Source organism: Kitasatospora sp. P5_F3 (assembly GCF_054049135.1).
The window spans coordinates 157,456-175,356 of the sequence record NZ_JBFUMY010000010.1; the positions used below are offsets into that span (position 1 = coordinate 157,456).

At 71.9% G+C, this 17,901-nt stretch carries 21 protein-coding genes; 11 read left to right on the top strand and 10 right to left on the bottom strand.

What is annotated here, in order from left to right; all coding sequences use genetic code 11:
* The first annotated feature begins 82 nt into the window (after positions 1 to 82).
* The 4 genes from ACXJMZ_RS08840 to ACXJMZ_RS08855 all read left to right on the top strand — a co-directional run bounded on the left by ACXJMZ_RS08840 (position 83) and on the right by ACXJMZ_RS08855 (position 5,928).
* Positions 83 to 1,468, top strand: a complete 1,386-nt coding sequence (locus ACXJMZ_RS08840) for an MATE family efflux transporter (protein WP_457029416.1) — start codon at positions 83 to 85, stop codon at positions 1,466 to 1,468.
* Positions 1,469 to 1,529: 61 nt separating this feature from the next.
* A complete protein-coding gene (locus ACXJMZ_RS08845; RefSeq protein ID WP_457029417.1) occupies positions 1,530 to 1,982 on the top strand; it encodes a hypothetical protein in 453 nt (150 codons plus the stop codon).
* Positions 1,983 to 2,138: 156 nt separating this feature from the next.
* A complete protein-coding gene (locus ACXJMZ_RS08850; protein WP_457029418.1) occupies positions 2,139 to 4,451 on the top strand; it encodes a glycosyl hydrolase family 18 protein in 2,313 nt (770 codons plus the stop codon).
* A 238-nt stretch (positions 4,452 to 4,689) separates the two neighbouring features.
* The gene (locus ACXJMZ_RS08855; RefSeq protein WP_457029419.1) at positions 4,690 to 5,928 is read left to right on the top strand and encodes a serine hydrolase domain-containing protein; all 1,239 of its coding nucleotides are present in this window, start codon (positions 4,690 to 4,692) and stop codon (positions 5,926 to 5,928) included.
* On the opposite strand, the gene ACXJMZ_RS08860 is transcribed toward ACXJMZ_RS08855, so the two are convergent.
* From ACXJMZ_RS08860 to ACXJMZ_RS08885, 6 genes are all read right to left on the bottom strand, one after another.
* Complete coding sequence (locus ACXJMZ_RS08860) at positions 5,811 to 7,022, bottom strand: glycoside hydrolase family 19 protein (RefSeq protein WP_457029420.1); 1,212 nt, start codon at positions 7,020 to 7,022, stop codon at positions 5,811 to 5,813. The two genes, ACXJMZ_RS08855 and ACXJMZ_RS08860, sit on opposite strands and share 118 nt — an antisense overlap.
* Before the next feature lie 191 nt (positions 7,023 to 7,213).
* A complete protein-coding gene (locus tag ACXJMZ_RS08865) occupies positions 7,214 to 7,423 on the bottom strand; it encodes a hypothetical protein (RefSeq protein ID WP_457029421.1) in 210 nt (69 codons plus the stop codon).
* Complete coding sequence (locus tag ACXJMZ_RS08870; protein ID WP_457029422.1) at positions 7,396 to 7,848, bottom strand: hypothetical protein; 453 nt, start codon at positions 7,846 to 7,848, stop codon at positions 7,396 to 7,398. The genes ACXJMZ_RS08865 and ACXJMZ_RS08870 overlap by 28 nt, the downstream gene beginning before the upstream one ends.
* Entirely contained in the window at positions 7,799 to 8,194 is a 396-nt protein-coding gene (locus tag ACXJMZ_RS08875) for an ACT domain-containing protein (protein WP_457029423.1), read from the bottom strand. Before ACXJMZ_RS08875 ends, ACXJMZ_RS08870 begins: the two co-directional genes overlap by 50 nt.
* A gap of 58 nt (positions 8,195 to 8,252) precedes the next feature.
* Positions 8,253 to 8,600, bottom strand: coding sequence for a DoxX family protein (locus ACXJMZ_RS08880; RefSeq protein ID WP_457029424.1), 348 nt, complete (start codon positions 8,598 to 8,600; stop codon positions 8,253 to 8,255).
* Positions 8,601 to 8,734: 134 nt separating this feature from the next.
* On the bottom strand, positions 8,735 to 8,950 hold the full coding sequence (locus ACXJMZ_RS08885) for a hypothetical protein (RefSeq protein ID WP_457029425.1): 216 nt from the start codon (positions 8,948 to 8,950) through the stop codon (positions 8,735 to 8,737).
* Positions 8,951 to 9,354: 404 nt separating this feature from the next.
* On the opposite strand from ACXJMZ_RS08885, the gene ACXJMZ_RS08890 reads away from it, so the two are divergent.
* The gene (locus ACXJMZ_RS08890; protein WP_057239090.1) at positions 9,355 to 10,059 is read left to right on the top strand and encodes a bifunctional DNA primase/polymerase; all 705 of its coding nucleotides are present in this window, start codon (positions 9,355 to 9,357) and stop codon (positions 10,057 to 10,059) included.
* Between the two features lie 21 nt (positions 10,060 to 10,080).
* Here the strand turns inward: ACXJMZ_RS08890 and map are convergent, their stop codons facing one another.
* Complete coding sequence (gene map / locus ACXJMZ_RS08895) at positions 10,081 to 10,926, bottom strand: type I methionyl aminopeptidase (protein WP_057239092.1); 846 nt, start codon at positions 10,924 to 10,926, stop codon at positions 10,081 to 10,083.
* A gap of 64 nt (positions 10,927 to 10,990) precedes the next feature.
* Between map and ACXJMZ_RS08900 the strand changes: the two genes are divergently transcribed.
* Positions 10,991 to 11,221 (top strand): hypothetical protein, encoded by a 231-nt coding sequence (locus tag ACXJMZ_RS08900; protein ID WP_457029426.1) that lies wholly within the window; start codon positions 10,991 to 10,993, stop codon positions 11,219 to 11,221.
* A gap of 7 nt (positions 11,222 to 11,228) precedes the next feature.
* Here the strand turns inward: ACXJMZ_RS08900 and ACXJMZ_RS08905 are convergent, their stop codons facing one another.
* Together ACXJMZ_RS08905 and ACXJMZ_RS08910 are read right to left on the bottom strand one after the other, a co-directional pair.
* Entirely contained in the window at positions 11,229 to 12,539 is a 1,311-nt protein-coding gene (locus tag ACXJMZ_RS08905) for an MFS transporter (protein WP_457029427.1), read from the bottom strand.
* A 40-nt stretch (positions 12,540 to 12,579) separates the two neighbouring features.
* On the bottom strand, positions 12,580 to 13,152 hold the full coding sequence (locus tag ACXJMZ_RS08910) for a hypothetical protein (RefSeq protein ID WP_457029428.1): 573 nt from the start codon (positions 13,150 to 13,152) through the stop codon (positions 12,580 to 12,582).
* Between the two features lie 135 nt (positions 13,153 to 13,287).
* Here ACXJMZ_RS08910 and ACXJMZ_RS08915 point away from each other — a divergent pair, with 135 nt between their 5' ends.
* The 5 genes from ACXJMZ_RS08915 to ACXJMZ_RS08935 all read left to right on the top strand — a co-directional run bounded on the left by ACXJMZ_RS08915 (position 13,288) and on the right by ACXJMZ_RS08935 (position 17,000).
* Positions 13,288 to 14,175: an RNA-guided endonuclease InsQ/TnpB family protein gene (locus tag ACXJMZ_RS08915; protein ID WP_457029429.1), complete on the top strand. Its 888-nt coding sequence runs from the start codon at positions 13,288 to 13,290 to the stop codon at positions 14,173 to 14,175.
* An 84-nt stretch (positions 14,176 to 14,259) separates the two neighbouring features.
* Positions 14,260 to 14,946, top strand: coding sequence for an NADPH-dependent F420 reductase (gene npdG, locus ACXJMZ_RS08920; protein WP_057239097.1), 687 nt, complete (start codon positions 14,260 to 14,262; stop codon positions 14,944 to 14,946).
* A 72-nt stretch (positions 14,947 to 15,018) separates the two neighbouring features.
* Complete coding sequence (locus tag ACXJMZ_RS08925) at positions 15,019 to 15,204, top strand: hypothetical protein (RefSeq protein WP_457029430.1); 186 nt, start codon at positions 15,019 to 15,021, stop codon at positions 15,202 to 15,204.
* A 54-nt stretch (positions 15,205 to 15,258) separates the two neighbouring features.
* Positions 15,259 to 15,909 (top strand): ThuA domain-containing protein, encoded by a 651-nt coding sequence (locus ACXJMZ_RS08930; protein ID WP_457029431.1) that lies wholly within the window; start codon positions 15,259 to 15,261, stop codon positions 15,907 to 15,909.
* Positions 15,894 to 17,000, top strand: a complete 1,107-nt coding sequence (locus ACXJMZ_RS08935) for a Gfo/Idh/MocA family protein (RefSeq protein WP_457029432.1) — start codon at positions 15,894 to 15,896, stop codon at positions 16,998 to 17,000. Before ACXJMZ_RS08930 ends, ACXJMZ_RS08935 begins: the two co-directional genes overlap by 16 nt.
* Here the strand turns inward: ACXJMZ_RS08935 and ACXJMZ_RS08940 are convergent.
* Positions 16,997 to 17,812 (bottom strand): site-2 protease family protein, encoded by an 816-nt coding sequence (locus tag ACXJMZ_RS08940; protein ID WP_457029433.1) that lies wholly within the window; start codon positions 17,810 to 17,812, stop codon positions 16,997 to 16,999. The genes ACXJMZ_RS08935 and ACXJMZ_RS08940 overlap by 4 nt on opposite strands.
* Positions 17,813 to 17,901: the final 89 nt, after the last annotated feature.

A 17,901-nucleotide genomic window follows, 5' to 3' on the forward strand; every position in this document is an offset into this window, starting at 1 on the left:
TCGCTCCCGCCCGCCACCGATACCTCTAGTGAATGTGCCCTCGTCAGAGGCACATTGACGATGTTTCGGGGGAACAAAAATCGTGCGGGGACATGTGTCGCGGCTGGCCGGGCTCGCCTGGCCGGTCTACGTCGAGCTGCTGTCGGGCGTGATCGCGTCGATCATCACAACGTTCTGGGTGGCCCGCCTCGGCGGTCCTGCGGTGGCCGCGGTCACGCTGGCCACCGGCCTCGAGCACCTGCTGCTCGGACTGGTCCTGGTCGTCAGCTCCGGCACCAGCCTCCAACTGTCCCGGGCCCGCGGCGCGGAGGACACCGCCGAGGCCGGCCGGGTCACCACGACCGCCTGGTGGCTGTGCGGCCTGGGCTCGGCCGTCCTGGCCGTCCCGGGGATGCTGTACCGCGAGCCCGTGGCCCGGCTCTTCCTCGACGGACCGGCGGCCGAACTCGCCGCCGGCTACCTGGCCGTCGCGTTCCCGGGCCTGGTGGTGTTCTTCGCCCAGAAGGTGGCGGACGACCTCTTCAAGGGATCGGGCGACACCCGGACGCCGATGCGGACGGCACTGCTCGGCAACCTGCTGCTGTTCGCGCTCGACCCGTTGCTCATCTTCGGGGTCGGACCACTGCCCGAACTCGGTGTGACGGGCGCCGCGCTGGCGTTGGTCGTCTCGCGCGCCGTGGCACTGGCCGTCGCTCTGGCGCTGCACCGGAAGGTTCGAGCGTCCGGTCGGCTCTCGGTCCGGACGGCGCGTCAGATCCTGGCCGCAGGCGTCTCGTTCGGTGTCGACTTCACGGCCCGGATGGCGGTCGGCATGGTGCAGCTGGGCCTGGTGGCCTCGTTTGGCGTCGCGGCGGTGGCGGGGTACGGCATCGGCTACCGGATCCTGCTGGTGGCGACCATGGCGTTCTACGCCGTCCGGCAGGTCGCCGGGATCGAGGCCGCCCGCCGCGCGGGGGCCGGCCGGGCCGGCCAACTGCCCGCGCTGGCCCAGGACACGGCCATCCTGGCCGCCCTGGCGGGCACGGTGGCCACCGTCCTGTGCGCCGCCGTCGGCGGGCCGCTCACCGAGCTCTTCACCGGGGATGCGGCGGTGGCGGCGCAGTCCCTCGCGTTCCTCCGCCTGATGTGCTGCTACCTGCTCCCGTACGCGCTGGTGGTCGGCCTCGGCGGCGTACTCCAGGCGGCAGGGCGCGGCCGGGCCCTGGTGCTGGCCACCGCACTGGGCTTCGCGGTCCAACTCCCGGCCGGATACGGGCTTTCCCGCCTGATCGGCGTCAACGGCGTGTGGCTGGCGATGGCCGTCGGGGCGCTCACCCAGCTCGCCGCGTACCACCTGCTGCGGATCGTCCCACGCAAGGCCCCGGGCGCCCACCGCCGCCCGCGCTCACCTCAGCCGCGCTCACCCGAAACGGCCCGGCCAGGGGGTGACGACATGTCCATCATGACAGGTCAGACGGCCTTTTCGTAGGACCAAGGGCACAGCTCAACGATCTTGTCTGGCCTGCCCGGTGACCCGCAGACTCGCCGTCATGAATCACAACGGGAACGTCGACCGGGATGCGGTTCTCCGAGCACAGGTGCTGCTGCTCGGGTCCGGCATCGGAATCCACCAGGAGATCGCGGCGTACCGGATACTTGCGGAGATCAGTCCGCTGACCTACCTGGCCCGGCTGGCCAGGGCACTGCTGACGCTCGGTCAGGAACAGCTCGGGGGCCGGCCGGAACTTCACCTGTCGGTCGTGCTGGACGCGGCCGACGCGGTCCGGCGGCTGGCCGAGGTGGAGCCGCACCGGGACCAGCTGCTGATCGACGCGTTGGGCGAGCAGCACCGCCTGCTGGACGTGCTGGGGCGGCTCGATGAGGCGTCGGCGGCGCGGGAGGAACTGGCCGAGGTCGGCCGCAGGGGCTTCGCGGCGGGCCGGCTGGTGAGTCCGACGGGCGATCCGCGTCCCTTCGGGCGCAGGGGTGCGACCGGCCGCTGAGGCAGGGTGCCAGGGGTGGCCGCCGCGAAAGGATGGAAACTTTCTTTACCGCCCAGGTACGACCCCGAGGGCTCCCCATCCCCCACCGGGCGCCCCGTCTCCCCAGCCGGGTCGCTGCACCGCCGGAAACCCCACTCCTCCGGAGGAACGTCACCCATGCTCGAACGAGCCCTGCCCGAGCGCCCTGTCGCGCCCCGGGCCACTTCGCGGCGGAGAGCGGGCGCTCTCGCGCTCGCCGCCGCGCTCTCCACCGGCAGCGTCGCCGTGGTCGCTTCACTGGACTCGGCCGCCGCCGCCACCGTCAACCTGCTGTCCAACGCCGACTTCGAGACCGGCTCGCTGACCGGCTGGAGCTGTGCGGGCGGCAGCGGGTCGGTGATCGGCAACCCCGTGCACGGCGGCTCGTACGCGCTGAGCGCGGCGGCCACCGCCAGTGCCACCGCGCAGTGCCAGCAGACCGTCACCGTCCAGCCCAACACCACGTACACGCTGGCCGGTTGGGTACAGGGCAGCTACGTCTACCTGGGTGCCACCGGCACCGGGGTGAACGCGCAGACCTGGACCCCCTCGGCCACCGGCTGGAGCCAGCTCTCCACCAGCTTCAAGACCGGCGCGAGCACCACCTCGGTGACCGTCTTCACGCACGGCTGGTACGGCCAGGGCACCTACCGGGCCGACGACCTGACGCTGACCGGCCCGGCCGGGTCCAGCCCGTCGCCGAGTGTCAGCGTCACACCGTCCAACAGCACCAGCCCCACCGCGAGTTCAAGCCCGAGCGCGAGCGCGAGCCCGAGTGCCAGTACCAGCCCGAGCGCCAGCGCCAGCCCGAGCCCGTCGGGCAGTCCGACCGGCCCGGTCGGCGACGGCAAGGTGAGCACGCCCACCGGCCTCAAGGTGGAGCGGACCACGCACAACGCGGTGGTGCTCTCCTGGCAGCCCAGCACCGACCAGACCGACAACGTCCCGGCCTACAAGGTGTACCGCCAGGGCCAGTTGGTGGCCACTTCGATGGGCACCAAGGTCACCGTCAGCTCGCTGCTGCCCGCCACCACCGCGAGCTTCAGCGTGCAGGGCTACGACGCGGCGGGCCACGCCTCCGGCCAGTCCGTGCCGGTCACCGTGACCACGGCGGCGGCCCCGGCCACCAGCCCGTACCGCTCGGCCTACTTCGACCAGTGGGGTGTGTACGAGAACACCTACTTCGCGAAGAACGTCGACACCAGCGGCTCGGCCGCCAAGCTGGACGTGATCACCTACGCGTTCGCCAACATCCACCCCACCTCGCACACCTGCTTCGAGGCCGTGAAGGCCTCCGACGCGGCGCACGAGGACAACCCCAACGCCGGTGACGGCGCGGGCGACGCGTACGCCGACTACCAGATGGACTACACCTCGGCGACCAGCGTGGACGGCTCCACCGACGTCTACGAGCAGCCGATCAAGGGCAACTTCAACCAGCTCCGCCAGCTCAAGGCCAAGTACCCGAACCTTCGGCTGACCATCTCGATCGGCGGCTGGACCTACTCGAAGTACTTCTCCGACGCGGCCTCCACGGACGCCAAGCGGAAGGCCTTCGTCTCCTCCTGCCTGGCCATGTTCCTCAAGGGCGACCTGCCGAAGAACGTCGCGGGCGACCCGTCCGGCGGCGTCGCGTCGGCGGCCGGCCTGTTCGACGGCATCGACCTCGACTGGGAGTACCCGGGCTCGGCCGGCGGCCACGTGGGCAACCACACCTCGACCGCCGACAAGCAGAACTTCACGCTGCTGCTCAAGGAGTTCCGCGAGCAGCTGGACGCGTACGGCGCCCCGCTCGGCAAGCGGTTCCTGCTGACCGCTGCGCTGCCGGCCGGGCAGGACAAGATCCAGTACCTGGAGACCGACAAGCTCGGCGCCTACCTGGACTACGCCGACGTGATGACCTACGACATGCACGGTGCCTGGGACGCCAAGGGCCCGACCAACCTGCAGGACCCGCTGCACGACAGCCCAGCCGACCCGGCCACGCCGATCACCCCGGGCAGCCGCAAGTACAACGTGGACACCGCGCTCACCGCGTACACCACCGGCCTGCCGGAGTACGGCATCCCGGGCGGCTTCCCGACCGACAAGCTGGTGCTCGGCATCCCGTTCTACTGGCGGGGCTGGACCGGTGTGCCGGCCGGTGCCGACTTCGGGCTCTACCAGACCGCGACCGGCCCGACCCCGGCCAAGCCGCTCAGCCAGGAGGCCGGACTGGCCGCCTGGCGGGAGCTCACCCCGACCGCGGCCAACACCCACTGGGACCCGGTGACCGAGAGCTCCTGGATCTACGACGGCACCAACTTCTGGACCGGTGACACCCCGCAGGCCGTCCAGGCCCGCGGCGCGTACGCCAAGTCCAAGGGGCTGGCCGGAATGTTCGCCTTCGCCCTGGAGAACGACGACAACGCCGGCAGCCTGCTGAGCGCCATGTCGAGCAGTCTGAACTGAACCTGATCGGCCGCGGCCCGCACCTCCYCCCCGGGGKGCGGGCCGTCGGCGTCCCTGATCGGTTTTCGGCCAGCACCCTCAGGCGAGTAGGGGGTGGCGCCCCCCGGCAGGGGGAGAGCAGGTTCGGCCTCCGGGACGAGAGCGGGTGGACCTGCGGTGGACGCGCCCGACCGGCCCCGGCTGTGAGAGTGGATCAGCCGGAAGGGACTCCGGCCGAACTACCGAGGGGAACTGAGTGATGGTCAAGGGACGTGGACGGACGGGTCTTCGGGTGGCTGCGGTGGCCCTCGCCGCCGCGACGGTGGTGGGCGTGCTGGCGCCGGTCGCGGGGGCCGCCGGAGCACCCCCGGCGGCCGGGGCGCCGGAGCAGGCGCTGACCGTGACGGCGGGCGTGCCCACCGACCGGGCGGCGCTGGACCGCGCGCTGCGGGACGTGGTCGAGATCGGCGGCACCAGCGCCGCGCTGGGCCGGGTGGTGCAGGACGGCCGGACGGTCTGGCAGGGCGCGGCGGGCAAGGCCGACCTGGACAGCGGCGCGGCGGCCCGGGCGGACGGCCGGTTCCGGATCGGCAGCACCACCAAGACCTTTGTCGCCACCGTGGTGCTCCAGCTGGTCGCCGAGCGGAAGGTGCAGCTGGACGCGCCGATCGAGCGCTACCTGCCGGGCGCGGTGCCGAACGGCGCGAACATCACGGTGCGTCAGATCCTCAACCACACCAGCGGCCTGTTCAGCTACACCGGCGACCCGAGGCTCGGCCTGAGCGAGGAGGGGCTGCCGCAGTGGGTGGCCAGCGGCCGCTGGACCGGCTACCGGGCGCAGGATCTGCTGGCGATCGCCAACGAGCACCAGCCGGAGTTCGCGCCCGGCACCGACTGGTCCTACTCCAACACCAACTACATCGTGGCCGGGCTGCTGATCGAGAAGGTCACCGGCCGCAGCTGGGCGCAGGAGGTGGAGCGGCGGATCATCCGGCCGCTCGGCCTGCGGGACACCTCGATGCCGGAGACCTCGACCGCCGTCCCCGGACCGCACGCCAAGGGCTACCTGATGCTCGGCGACACCCGGGTCGACGTGACCCGGCTGAACCCGTCGATGGCGGGCGCGGCGGGTGCGGGAATCTCCACCACGGCCGACCTGACCAGGTTCAACGCGGCGCTGCTGGGCGGCCGGCTGCTCCGCCCGGCGGAGCTGGCGGAGATGAAGACCCCCTCGCCGCAGGCGCTCGGGCGCGGGATCGGGTACGGCCTCGGGCTGTATCGGGCCACGTTCCCGTGCGGTGAGTTCTGGGGCCACGACGGCGGCATCCCCGGGTACTCCACCGTGTTGATGGGTGATGTGACGGGTCGTCGGCAGATCAGCTACTCGGTCAACCCGCTGAACTCCTCGGCCGAGACCGGCCGGACCGCCGAGGCGCTGACCGCGACGATGGCCTGCGGTCCGGGCGCCCAGGGCGGCCCGAGCGCCAAGCTCGGCTGAGGTGCCGGGGAGGGCGGGGGGGTCCCACGGGGGGGCGCACCCCCCCTCGTGGGGAAGCTCTGGTACGAGTTGATCCGGCTCTGCACCTGGGCGGGGTTGCCGCCGTTGCACTCGAGCGAGCCGTTGATGCTGCGGATCGTCTCACCGAAGCCGTAACCGTTGACCATCGCGTTGTGCGGGGTCATCGTGCCGGGGCCGCTCTGGGTGTTCCAGTACCAGAGCGCGGTCTTCCAGGCGACTGCCGCGTCGGTCTGCACAAGGTTGGGGTTGTTCAGCAGGTTGATGCCGAGCGCGTCGCCGGCCGCCTTGTAGTTGAAGTTCCAGCTGAGCTGGATCGGACCGCGACCGTAGTACGCGGCCTGGCCGGCCGGGCAGCCGTACGACTGCGAAGTGTCGCAGTAGTGCGGGTAGTTGGCGGTGTTCTGCTCGACCACGTAGACCAGGCCGCCGGTCTCGTGGCTGACGTTGGCCAGGAAGGCGGCGGCCTCCTGCTTGCGGACGGTGTCGCTGCCGGTGGCCGCGAACGCCGGGTAGGCGCTGAGTGCGGCGGTCAGCCCGCTGTAGGTGTAGAACGAGTTCCGGCTCGGGAACATCTGGTTGAACTGGGCCTCGCTGACCGGGAATCCGCCCGGGGTCGCGGTCGCGGTCGGCGTGGGGGTGCCGCCGCCGGTGCAGCTGTACGGGTCCCAGTACCAGGTGCTGATCACCGGGTCGTAGCCCGGGTTGTCGTGCTCGGCGACGTAGTACCTGCCGTCGGTGTACTTGACGATGCTGCCGGTGGTGTAGGTCTGACCGGCCACCCAGGCAGGGTAGTTGCAGCTGCCGGAGGTGGGGGTCGGGGTCGGCGTGGTGCCGCCGCAGACGCCCTGGTCGGCCCAGACGCCCGAGCTGCCGCCCGGGGTCTCGTTCTGGGTCCACCACTTGGCGGACCAGTTGTGGCCGTTGTACGAGGCGGTGTTACCGCCCACGTAGACGGCGGAGGAGCTCCAGGCGGTGGTGCAGCTCGCGGCCGAGGCGGCGGCGGGCAGCAGGAAGGCCAGGCCGACCGCGACGACCATCGCGGCGAGCAGGGCCAGGAGTCGTTTTGTCGACACTTCATCACCCCTACGTGCGGTGGGGGCCGCACGATCGACTACAGATACGTCCGGTGTGGGGGGCCCGCCGGGAAGCGGGGCCGGTACGGGACTGTGTGAGGGGACTCAACCGCAGTGGTCTACACCTGTCAAGGGCTCGCGGGTGATTCGCGCACGCCCTGACGCCTGGTGCTGACGGATCGTCAGACTGCTTACTGTCGCAGGACGGCGGGTGATTCGGCCGCGCGGACCAACAGTGCGGCGGTACCCGAACCGTCGGCGGGCGTGGCCCAGACCTCGGGATTCCCGCCGCTGTCCCGGACGGTGTAGGCGAGCGTACGGTCGTCCAGCCAGGCCGCCTGGTCGTCGACGCTCCGGGTCTCCGCCGTGGCGGTCACCTTGAGCGAGGCCAGGTCGAGCACCGCCAGCCGCCAGCCCTTGCCCGGCCGCTGGCGGAGACCCGGGCCCGGCTCGGCAGGCCGGGGATCGGGATGCTCTTCTGCTGCTTCGACTCCCGGTCCAGCACCAGGATCCGGTACGACCACTGGGTGTCGGGGTGGGCGCAGACCGTGGTGCCGCCGGCCGTGTAGGACCGGACGCACTCCACCTCGCCCACCTCCCGGGCGCCGTCGGGATCGGCGAGCGCGACGGTGTTCAATCGGCGGTCGCCGACCAGCAACAGCCGGCCGCCGTCGGCGCTCAGGGTCAACGGCCCGGTGCCCGACGGGTGGGCGGTCGCGGTGGTCCGGTCGGCGGCCGGCGTGGCGTAGGCGATCGCGACGTCGGCGCTCCCGCGCTCAGTGCTCTGCGGCCAGCTTCTCCAGTGCGGCGACGGCCCGTTCGGCATCGGCGACCGCGACGAACAGGTGGTCGTGGTGGAAACCGGCCACCACGTTGCAGCTGATGCCCTCCTCGGCCAGCCGGCCGGCCACCGCCGCCGTCAGGCCGACCGCCTCCAGTGCCGAGTGGATCCGCAGCGTGATCCAGGCGGCCACGTAGTCGTACGGCAGGCCGAGCGCGTCCGCCTCCTCCTGCGCCACCACCACGGTGGGGCCCTCGGGTTCGGCCACCGTGACGATCGGCTGCAGCCCGACCGGCACCCGGGTCGCGAGCGTGCAGTACACGTACCGCCCGGGGTTGAGCTCCGGGCGCATCCCGCTCAGCAGCTTCCGCAGATCACTCTCACCAGCCATGGCTGCCACGGTAGCCGGTGCGGGTGGCCCGGGTGCCGGACGACACGGACCGTCCCGTTCAGGCGGCGAGGCCGAGGCCGTAGGCGACGACGGCCGGAGCCAGGTACACCAGCGGGAACGCGGCGTGGGCGTACGAGCCGGCCCGGATGCAGGTGATCGCGGCGCCGAGGTAGTAGAGCACCAGACCGATGGTGGCGGCGATCCCGATGAACGGGATGAACAGACCGACCAGCAGCCCGAGCGCCCCGGCGGCCTTGGCCAGGCCGAGCGGGGTCCACCAGCTCCGCGGGACCTGGTACTGGACCATCGACTGGACGACGAAGTCGGCCCGGCTCAGCAGGGAGTAGGCCGAGAAGCCGGTCATGGCGGCGGCGAGCACGGTGACGAGGACGTAGGCGGTGTTCATCAGGAGGTCTCCTCAGCGGGCGGCGTCCGGAGCGGGCTTGCTCCGGCGCGTCTCACTGCACTGACCCGGCGGGGTGGACGAGTGTGACAGGGCTGGGAAAAAACTTTTCCGGGCCGCCCGGGGCTGAGGGGGCGTCAGCTTTCGGGGGCGTACTCGTAGCGCCAGCGCCAGCGTCCCTTGGGGTCGTACTCCTTGGCCCGGTGGTAGACCAGCGTGGTGGCGGGGGTCTCACCGTGGGCCGGGACCGGGACCCGGTAGGTCTTGGGGACGTTGTTGAACGGGGTCAGCGCGACGGGCAGCACCCGCCCGTCCAGCGGTCCGCCGTGGAATTCGGTGTCCGTGCTTCTCACGGCTCCACCCTACGGGGCGGCCGAGGTGGACATGGTGGGCCCGGGGCGTGAAGAAGATCGGGAGCCGGTGTGACCAGCGCAGCACCGCCCCCGGTCGGAACGGCCCCCCCGGCACCCTTATCCTGCTCTGTACGCCCCCGGGGTTTCCCGGGTCGGCGGGCCCTCGTACGGGCCGGGTGGGGTGCGCACGGTGCGCCTGCCCGCCGAGCCTCAACTCTCGTGTCCGTACCGTGCCCCCGGGCGTTCGGCCGTCCGGCAACCCCGGCTCCGGCCTTCGGCAATGCTGCCGGATCAACCCGCGTCCCCGGGAAGTAACGGGGTGGGTTCCGGCGTTGCGTCGGATGTTGCGTCGGTCGCTGTGTCACACCAGGCACGGCAGCTACAGCAGGTGCGGAAGGGGCCCGATGGAAGCCAGCAGCAGCAGGTGGACCAGTTGGTGGCAGCGGCGAGAGCGCGAGCGTGCCACCGTCGCGACCGGGGTGGACGCGGCGGGTCGACTGGATCTGCTGCTCGGTGCGGTGCGCGCGGGCTTCCCGCTGGCGCCGGCCGCGCACCCGGCGGGGCACCGTTGTTCGTGTGACCGGGTCGGCTGTCCGGCGCCGGCCCAGCACCCCGTCTCGTTCGCCTGGCAGTCCCAGGCCACCGTCGATCCGGAGCAGCTGGCCCGTTGGCTGTCCCGCGATCCGCAGGCCAACTTCATCACCGCCACCGGCCGCGCCCACGACGTGCTGGACGTCCCGGCCGAGGCCGGGCGGCTGGCGCTGGAGCGGCTCGACGCGCTCGGCGTGCACGGCCCGGTGGCCGCCGTCGGCGAGGACCGCTACCTCTTCTTCACCGCGACCCGGGGCACCCCGGTGGACGAGGACGAGTGGTGGCCGAGCGTGCTGGACAGCACGCCCGACACCATGTCCGAGCACCCTGGTCTGCGCTGGCACTGCCGTGGCTCGTACACCCTGCTGCCGCCGGCCTCGCTGCCGGACGGCTCCGAGGTGCGCTGGCTGCGCGGCCCCGAGTACGCCCTGCCGGACGCGCTCCGGGTGCTCGACGTGCTGACCGACGCCTGCACCGAGGTGGGCGCGGTCGCCGAGGAGCAGTGGCTGATCGGCTGACCGCGCCCACCGGGCGGCGAACTAAGGCAGCGTCAGGATCTCGGCGCCGTCGGCGGTGACCAGCAGGGTGTGCTCGAACTGCGCGGTGCGCTTGCGGTCCTTGGTGACCACGGTCCAGCCGTCGGCCCAGATGTCGTAGTCGTACGTGCCCAGGGTGAGCATCGGCTCGATGGTGAAGGTCATCCCGGTCTTGATCACCTCGGTGGCCCGCTCGCTGTCGTAGTGCGGGACGATCAGGCCGGAGTGGAACGACGTGTTGATCCCGTGGCCGGTGAAGTCACGGACCACGCCGTAGTCGAACCGCTTGGCGTAGGACTCGATCACCCGGCCGATCACGTTGATCTGACGACCCGGCTTGACGGCCTTGATCGCCCGGTCCAGGGACTCCCGGGTGCGCTCGACCAGCAGCCGGGACTCCTCGTCCACGTCGCCGCAGAGGTAGGTGGCGTTCAGGTCGCCGTGCACGCCGTGGATGAAGGCGGTGGCGTCGATGTTGACGATGTCGCCGTCCTGAAGCACCGTCGAGTCCGGGATGCCGTGGCAGATCACCTCGTTGATCGAGGTGCAGACTGACTTGGGGAAACCCCGGTAGCCGAGGTCCGACGGGTAGGCGTCGTGGTCGCACATGTACTCGTGGGCGACCGCGTCGAGTTCGTCGGTGGTCACGCCGGGGGCGATCAGCTTGGCGGCCTCCGCCATCGCCTGCGCCGCGATCCGCCCGGCGATCCGCATCTTCTCGATGGTCTCCGCGGTCTGCACCTCGGGCCCGGTGTACGGGGTCGGCTTGGGCTTGCCGACGTACTCCGGGCGCGGGATGTGCGCGGGGACCTTGCGGATGGGGGACTGGATGCCGGGTACGAGAGCCATGACCGCGAGTCTATCGGCCGGGTCGTGGGGCATGATCGGCACAGGACGACGGAGGGAGCAGTCGATGGTGTTCGGCAGGAGCAAGCCGACCGGCAAGCCCGGTGAGTGGTTCTACTGCATCAAGCACGCCAAGGTCGAGGAGGGCCCGGAGTGCCCGGCCAAGGACCGGCTCGGCCCGTACGCCAGCCGGGAGGAGGCCGCCCACGCGCTGGAGACCGCCGCCGAGCGCAACCGCGAGTGGCGCAACGATCCCCGGTGGAACAACGGCTCCACCGAGGACGAACCCGACAGCTGACCGGGCGTCAGGCGGCCACCGCCGCCTCGCGGGTGGCCGCCTCGGCCTCGTGCTGGGCCCGGACCAGGGCGACGTTCTCGTCCGTCCGGTCGTCGTAGCGCAGCAGCCGGGGCACCGCGGCGGCCAGCCCGAGCACGCCCACCACGCAGGCCAGTCCGCCCATCCAGACCGAGCCGCGGACGCCGACCAGACCGGCCATCCCGCCCGCCCTGACCTGGCCGAGCTGCGGGCCGACCGAGTAGCTGAGCAGCTCCACCCCGGCGAGCCGGCCGCGCAGCTGGTCCGGGATCGACTGGTTCCAGATGGTCGACCTGGCCACCCCGCTGATCTGGTCGGCGCCACCGGCGACGGCCAGGCAGAGCAGCACCAGCCAGATGTTGCCGACCAGCCCGGCCAGCGTGATCGCGACACCCCAGCCGAGCGCCGCCAGCACCAGCATCCGGCCGTGCCGGTGGATCTCCGAGGTCCACCCGCTGGTCGCCGAGACCACCAGCGCACCGGCCGCGGTCGCGCCGTACATCAGCCCGAGCGCCCAGTCGGCGCGCAGGTCCGAGGCCCAGAAGGCGTAGATCGCCACCGGGTAGGCGAACAGCATCGCGACGGTGTCGATGACGTACGTGTTCAGCAGGTCGCGCCGGCCCCAGGCGTACTTGATGCCGGTGACGATCGCGCTCAGCGAGGGCTTCTCGGCGCCGGTCGACGGCGGGACGGCCCGCATCCGGGCGAGCAGCAGCAGTGAGACGCCGAAGGTGAGCACATCCAGCCCGTACGCGGTCTGCACCCCCGCCACCGCGACGATCACACCGGCCAGCGCCGGGCCCGCCACCGAGGCGGCGTTGCGGTAGAGCGAGGTGAGCGCGAAAGCAGCGGTCAGCTGGTCGTGCGCGACGATCCGCGGGGTGAGCGAGTCCAGCGCCGGGCGCTGCAGGCCGTCCAGCGCGGCGACCAGCCCGGCCACCAGGTAGACCGGCCAGAGCACCGGGGTCGGCAGCAGCGCGTTCAGCAGCAGCAGGCCGGAGAGCAGCAGCAGCCCGACCTCCGACCGGAGCACCAGCTTGCGCCGGTCCAGCGCGTCGGCGAGCGCGCCGCCCCAGAGGCCGAAGACGATCAGCGGGACGAGCTCGACCGCTCCGACCAGGCCGACCGCGAACGTGGAGTTGGTGAGGTCCTTGATCTGCAGCGGCACCGCGACATAGGTGAGGAAGCTGCCGAAGGACGAGACGCAGCCCGCGCTCCAGAGCAGCCGGTAGTCCCGGGAGGACCGCCAGGGGGAGAGGTCGGGGCGGAGCCGCTGCCAGCGGGAGGGTTGCTTGGTCACGGCGCATGGTGCGGTTTTCGGCCGGACGGCTGCAACCGAATTACCAGGTGGCGATCGGCGATCCGGTGAGGCGCTCGGCCAGCCTGGCCAGCCGGGAGGAGGGGGTCCCGGCGGCCGAACTGACGAGGTGTTGGATCAGGTCGAACGGTTCGGGCTCGGCGGCCGGCACGGTCAGCCGTTCGTGCGCCAGCTCGGCCAGCTCCGGGTCGCCGGTGTCCAGCGCGAGCACGGTGGCCCCGCCGCGCCGGGCGTCCTGCACCCGCTCCAGCAGACCGGCCTCCGCGGAGGCGGGCGCCACCAGCAGCACGGTCGCGCCCCGCCGAGCCTCCGTCAGACCGCGCAGCCCGTACGAGAGATGGGCTGGATCACCGGGCTCGACCCGGTGGCGCAGCAGGGTGGGGGCCAGTCGGGGGACCCCCGAGCGGGTGGCCTCCTCGTCCAGGTGGGCGGCCAGGTGCCAGGGTTCGTACGCCTCGGTGCCGACCAGCAGCAGGCCCCGGGCGGTGCGGCGGCCCACCGAGCGGCGCAGCGTCCCGGCGAAGAGCAGGGCGGACTCGGGCCAGCCGGTACCGGCCAGCCGCTCGCGTAGTGCTGAAACTCTCACCGGGTCCATCTCTCTCCTTGCGTGGGTGTCCCCGGCTTCAGCCCGGGAGGGAAACGCATCCTTGGCCCGTAGGCGCGGAGCGCCGTAGGCCGCTGCGTTGTCAGTGGCTAGCTTGATCGCATTGACCGGAGGAGGGCGGGCCGGGTGATCCGGGCGTTCGGCCCGGAGCGGCAGGGACGCTGGTCCTTCTCCAGCCAGCAGGCCACCCTGCGCCGTCTCGACAAGGCGTTCGCCGCGTTCTTCCGCCGGGTCAAGTCCGGTGATACGCCCGGCTATCCGCGCCTTCGCGGGGTGAACTGGTTCGACACGGTGGAGTTCCCCAAGGACGGGGACGGCTGCCGCTGGGACTCCACGCCGCACGACCCGCAGACCCGCGTGCGCGTCCAGGGCGTCGGCCACGTCAAGGTCAAGCAGCGCCGCGCCGTGATCGGCAAGGTCAAGACCGTCTCCGTCAAGCGCGAGGGCAAGCGCTGGTACGTGGCGCTGACCGCCGAACAGGAGCAGCCCGAGCCGCTGCCTGCGACCGGCAGTGTGGTCGGCATCGACATTGGCACAGCCAACTTCCTCACCACCTCCCACGGTGAGCACATCGCCAACCCGCGCCGTGGCCGCAGGGCCGCCGGGAAGCTTGAAGCCGCGCAGCAGGCCCTGGCTCGGTGCAAACGCCGCAGCAACCGGCGCCGCAAGGCCGTGGCCAAGGTCGCCGCCCTGTACCGCAAGGTACGACGCCAGCGCCTCGACCACGCGCACAAGAGCGCCCTCGCCCTGGTCCGCGCGCACGACCTGATAGCGCACGAAGACCGCTCGATCAATGATGCCGGATGGGGGGTGTTCCTGACGATCCTGCACGCCAAGGCTGAGAGTGCCGGACGGGAAGTCATCGCCGTGGACCCCCGCAACACCTCCCGGACGTGCCCGCCCAGCGGGCGCCTCCACTGCGTCAACTGCGGCCACCGCGCGCACGCCGACACAGTAGGGGCTCTCAACGTCCTGCGGGCCGGGCCGGCCCGTCGCGACGCCCGGAAGGGTTAGCGAGAAGCCCCCTCGTTCGCAAGGGGGAGTAGTCACGGACCAAGAGGATGGAGCAGGGCGAGGGGCTTTGGCAGAATCTTCGGCATGACTACCCACGATTCAGTGACCACGCCCGCGCTCCCCGACGTCTCCGGTCTGGTGGTCGGCGTCCTGGGCGGCACCGGCGACCAGGGCCGTGGGCTGGCCTTCCGGCTGGCCAAGGCCGGCCAGCAGGTGGTGATCGGCTCCCGGACGGCCGAGCGCGCGGAGGCGGCGGCTGCCGAGATCGGCCTCGGGGTCCGGGGCGCGGACAACGCGGGTTGCGCCCGGGAGAGCGACATCGTGATCGTCGCGGTGCCCTGGGACGGCCACGCCGCCACCCTGTCGGCGCTGCGCGAGGAGCTGGCCGGGAAGATCGTGGTGGACTGCGTCAACCCGCTCGGCTTCGACAAGCAGGGTGCCTACGCGCTCAAGCCGGAGGAGGGCAGTGCCGCCCAGCAGGCCGCCGCCCTGCTGCCGGACTCCCGGGTGACCGCCGCCTTCCACCACCTCTCGGCGGTGCTGCTGCAGGACGAGTCGATCGAGCAGATCGACACCGACGTGCTGGTGCTCGGCGAGGACCGGGAGGCCACCGAACTGGTCCAGGCCCTGGCCGGCCGGATCCCCGGCATGCGCGGCATCTTCGCGGGCCGGCTGCGCAACGCCCACCAGGTCGAGTCCCTGGTCGCGAACCTGATCTCGGTGAACCGCCGCTACAAGGCCCACGCGGGCATCCGGATCACCGACGTGTAGCCCCGTCGGGAGCGGTCGGAACGGTCGGCGAGAATGGGGGCCGACCGTTCCCGGCTCTAGGAGTCCCGCGCCATGCCCCGCAACGCCCTCTTCTCGCTGATCATCTGTGTGCTCGCGCTGACCGCCGCCGTGGTCTCGCTGATCCAGGGCCGCTGGCTGGGCCTGATCTGGGTGCTGATGGCCGGGGTCTTCAGCAACTTCGCCTGGTACCACCTGCGCCGGGCCCGGCAGGCGAAGCCGGTCCCGCCGCAGGGCTAGCCAAGCAGTGTGTGCCATGTAACATTTCACCGTTGTTTGACGGAGGGATGACGCATGTCCGGTACGGCTCTGGTGGTGCGCGGCGGCTGGGCGGGGCATGCACCCGTCGAGGCGGCCGGGCAGTGTGCGCGGCTGCTCGAACGGGACGGCTTCGAGGTGACGGTCTCCGACACCCTGGACAGCTATCTCGACGAACGGCTGCTGGCCGCCACCGACCTGGTGGTGCAGTGCTGGACGATGGGCCGGATCACCGACGAGCAGGCCGCCGGGCTGTCCCGGGCGGTCCGGGCCGGGACAGGTCTCGCGGGCTGGCACGGCGGGATCGTCGACGCGTTCCGGGACTGCACGGACTACCAGCTGATGACGGGTGGTCAGTTCGTCCACCACCCGCGCGAGTTCGTCCGTTACCGGGTCGAGCCGGTGGCACCCGGGCACCCGGCGATGGCCGGGGTCCACCCGTTCGAGGTGACCACCGAGCAGTACTACCTGCACGTCGACCCGGCGGTCGAGGTGCTCGCCGACACGGTGTTCACCGAGGACCCCGACCACCCCGAACTCGCGGGCACGGTCATGCCGGTGACCTGGACCAGGCGGTGGGGCGCGGGCCGGGTGTTCGTCACCACCATCGGTCACACCCCGGCCGACCTGGCCGTCCCCGAGGTGGAGCTGATGATCAGGCAGGGGATGGCATGGGCGAGCAGGTGACGGACCTTCGGACGGCGGACCTCCGGATCGGCGTGGTCGGCGCGGGGAAGATCAGCGCGGTCTACCTGGACACCCTCACCCGCCTCCCCGGCACCCGGGTGACGGCCGTCGCCGACCTGGACATCGCGCGGGCCGAGGCCGCCGCCCGCACCGTACCGGGCGCCCGGGCCACCGGGCTCGCCGAGCTCTGCACCGCCGCCGACGTCGACCTGGTGCTCAACCTGACCGTCCCCGCCGCGCACGCCGAGGTCGCCCACCGCGCGATCGCCGCCGGCAAGCACGTGTACGGGGAGAAGCCGCTGGCCGCCGGCACCGGCGAGGCCCGTGAACTGCTGACCGCCGCCGCCTCGGCCGGGGTCCGGATCGGCTGCGCACCCGACACCGTGCTCGGCACCGGCCTGCAGACCGCCCGGGCGGTGCTCGACTCCGGCCGGATCGGCACCCCGATCGCCGCCACCGCGTTCATGACCACACCGGGCCACGAACTCTGGCACCCCGACCCGGACTTCTACTACCGCCCGGGCGGCGGCCCGCTGCTCGACATGGGCCCGTACCACCTGAGCGCGCTGGTCACCCTGCTCGGCCCGGTCCGCCGGGTCACCGGTATGGCCGCCACCCCGCGACCGGTGCGCACCATCGCCACCGGCCCCCGGGTCGGCACCCGGATCGGGGCCGAGGTGGCCACCCACGTCACCGGCGTGCTGGAGCACGCCGACGGGGCGCTGACCACCCTGCTGATGAGCTTCGACGTCTGGGCCGCCCGGCTGCCGCACATCGAGGTGTACGGCACGGCGGGCTCGCTCTCCGTCCCCGACCCGAACCACTTCGACGGCCCGGTCCGGCTGCACGGCCCCGACGAGGCGGGCTGGTCGACGGTGCAGCCGAGCGCGGGCTACCGGGACGCGGCCCGTGGCCAGGGCGTGGCCGACCTGGCCCGCTCACTCGTCACCGGCACCCCGCACCGGGCGGGCGCCGAGCTGGCGTACCACGTGCTCGACGTCATGGAGTGCCTGCTGGCCGCCACAGTCGGGGGCCGCCCGGTCGAGGTGTCCAGCAGCTGCGAGCGCCCCGGGGCAGTTCCGCTGGGCTAGTTCTCCCAGAACCGGAACAGGTAGCTGCCGAGCTGGCTGAGCGCCGGGTTGGCGCCGAACAGGTCCATCACCGAGTAGACCAGGTCGAAGAACCAGCGGTTCACCTCGGACTGCCAGAGCAGGATGAAGACCGCGAGCAGCCCGTACGGGGCGAACGGCTCGACCGCCCGGCGGGCCTTGAGGGAGAGCCACGGCTCGACGATGCCGTAGCCGTCCAGGCCGGGGACCGGCAGCAGGTTGAGCAGGGCCGCGCTGACCTGCAGCATGCCGAGGAAACCGAACGCGGCGGCCAGCGGTGAGACCGAGAGCTGCCGGCCGTCGAGCTCGACGAAGACCGACGGGTTGTCCAGCCAGCCGACCCCGATCGGGATCAGCAGGACGGCCGCGCAGAGGACGTTCACCAGCGGCCCCGCCGCCGAGACCAGGCTGTGCTTCAGCCGGCCCTGGATGCGGTGCCGCTCGATGTAGACCGCGCCGCCGGGCAGGCCGATGCCGCCCAGGATCACGAAGATCACCGGGAGCACGAAGCTCAGCAGGGCGTGGGTGTACTTGAACGGATTGAGGGTCAGGTAGCCCTTGGCGCCGACCGAGATGTCCCCGCCGTGCAGCGCGGTGCGGGCGTGCCCGTACTCGTGCAGGCAGAGCGAGACCACCCAGCCGGACACCACGAACAGGAAGATCCCGAACTGCGCGCTGCCGTAGCCGGTGGCCACCGCCCAGCTCGCCGTGCCGAGGGTCGCGAGCAGTACCCAGAACACCGGACTGATCCGGCGGTCCTCGCTGCGCGAGCGCTGGGTTTCGGCGAAGGTCATGGCGGGATGGCTCCGATGCGTGGGGAAGGGCCGACGGTCGATCATGCCGGGTCCGGCCGGGCCCGGACAAGGCGTGCCGGATGAACGGA

What these genes read in the sequence shown, in the direction of transcription:
- ACXJMZ_RS08845 (WP_457029417.1), top strand. Translation starts at nt 1,530, where the DNA reads ATGAATCACAACGGGAACGTCGACCGGGATGCGGTTCTCCGAGCACAG.
- map (WP_057239092.1), bottom strand. Translation starts at nt 10,926, where the DNA reads ATGGCTCTCGTACCCGGCATCCAGTCCCCCATCCGCAAGGTCCCCGCG.
- ACXJMZ_RS08910 (WP_457029428.1), bottom strand. Translation starts at nt 13,152, where the DNA reads ATGGACCCGGTGAGAGTTTCAGCACTACGCGAGCGGCTGGCCGGTACC.
- ACXJMZ_RS08880 (WP_457029424.1), bottom strand. Translation starts at nt 8,600, where the DNA reads ATGAACACCGCCTACGTCCTCGTCACCGTGCTCGCCGCCGCCATGACC.
- ACXJMZ_RS08925 (WP_457029430.1), top strand. Translation starts at nt 15,019, where the DNA reads ATGCCCCGCAACGCCCTCTTCTCGCTGATCATCTGTGTGCTCGCGCTG.
- ACXJMZ_RS08890 (WP_057239090.1), top strand. Translation starts at nt 9,355, where the DNA reads ATGGAAGCCAGCAGCAGCAGGTGGACCAGTTGGTGGCAGCGGCGAGAG.
- ACXJMZ_RS08855 (WP_457029419.1), top strand. Translation starts at nt 4,690, where the DNA reads ATGGTCAAGGGACGTGGACGGACGGGTCTTCGGGTGGCTGCGGTGGCC.
- ACXJMZ_RS08875 (WP_457029423.1), bottom strand. Translation starts at nt 8,194, where the DNA reads ATGGCTGGTGAGAGTGATCTGCGGAAGCTGCTGAGCGGGATGCGCCCG.
- ACXJMZ_RS08930 (WP_457029431.1), top strand. Translation starts at nt 15,259, where the DNA reads ATGTCCGGTACGGCTCTGGTGGTGCGCGGCGGCTGGGCGGGGCATGCA.
- ACXJMZ_RS08870 (WP_457029422.1), bottom strand. Translation starts at nt 7,848, where the DNA reads ATGCCGAACGGGCCGTCGCCGCACTGGAGAAGCTGGCCGCAGAGCACT.
- ACXJMZ_RS08850 (WP_457029418.1), top strand. Translation starts at nt 2,139, where the DNA reads ATGCTCGAACGAGCCCTGCCCGAGCGCCCTGTCGCGCCCCGGGCCACT.
- npdG (WP_057239097.1), top strand. Translation starts at nt 14,260, where the DNA reads ATGACTACCCACGATTCAGTGACCACGCCCGCGCTCCCCGACGTCTCC.
- ACXJMZ_RS08900 (WP_457029426.1), top strand. Translation starts at nt 10,991, where the DNA reads ATGGTGTTCGGCAGGAGCAAGCCGACCGGCAAGCCCGGTGAGTGGTTC.
- ACXJMZ_RS08935 (WP_457029432.1), top strand. Translation starts at nt 15,894, where the DNA reads ATGGGCGAGCAGGTGACGGACCTTCGGACGGCGGACCTCCGGATCGGC.
- ACXJMZ_RS08940 (WP_457029433.1), bottom strand. Translation starts at nt 17,812, where the DNA reads ATGACCTTCGCCGAAACCCAGCGCTCGCGCAGCGAGGACCGCCGGATC.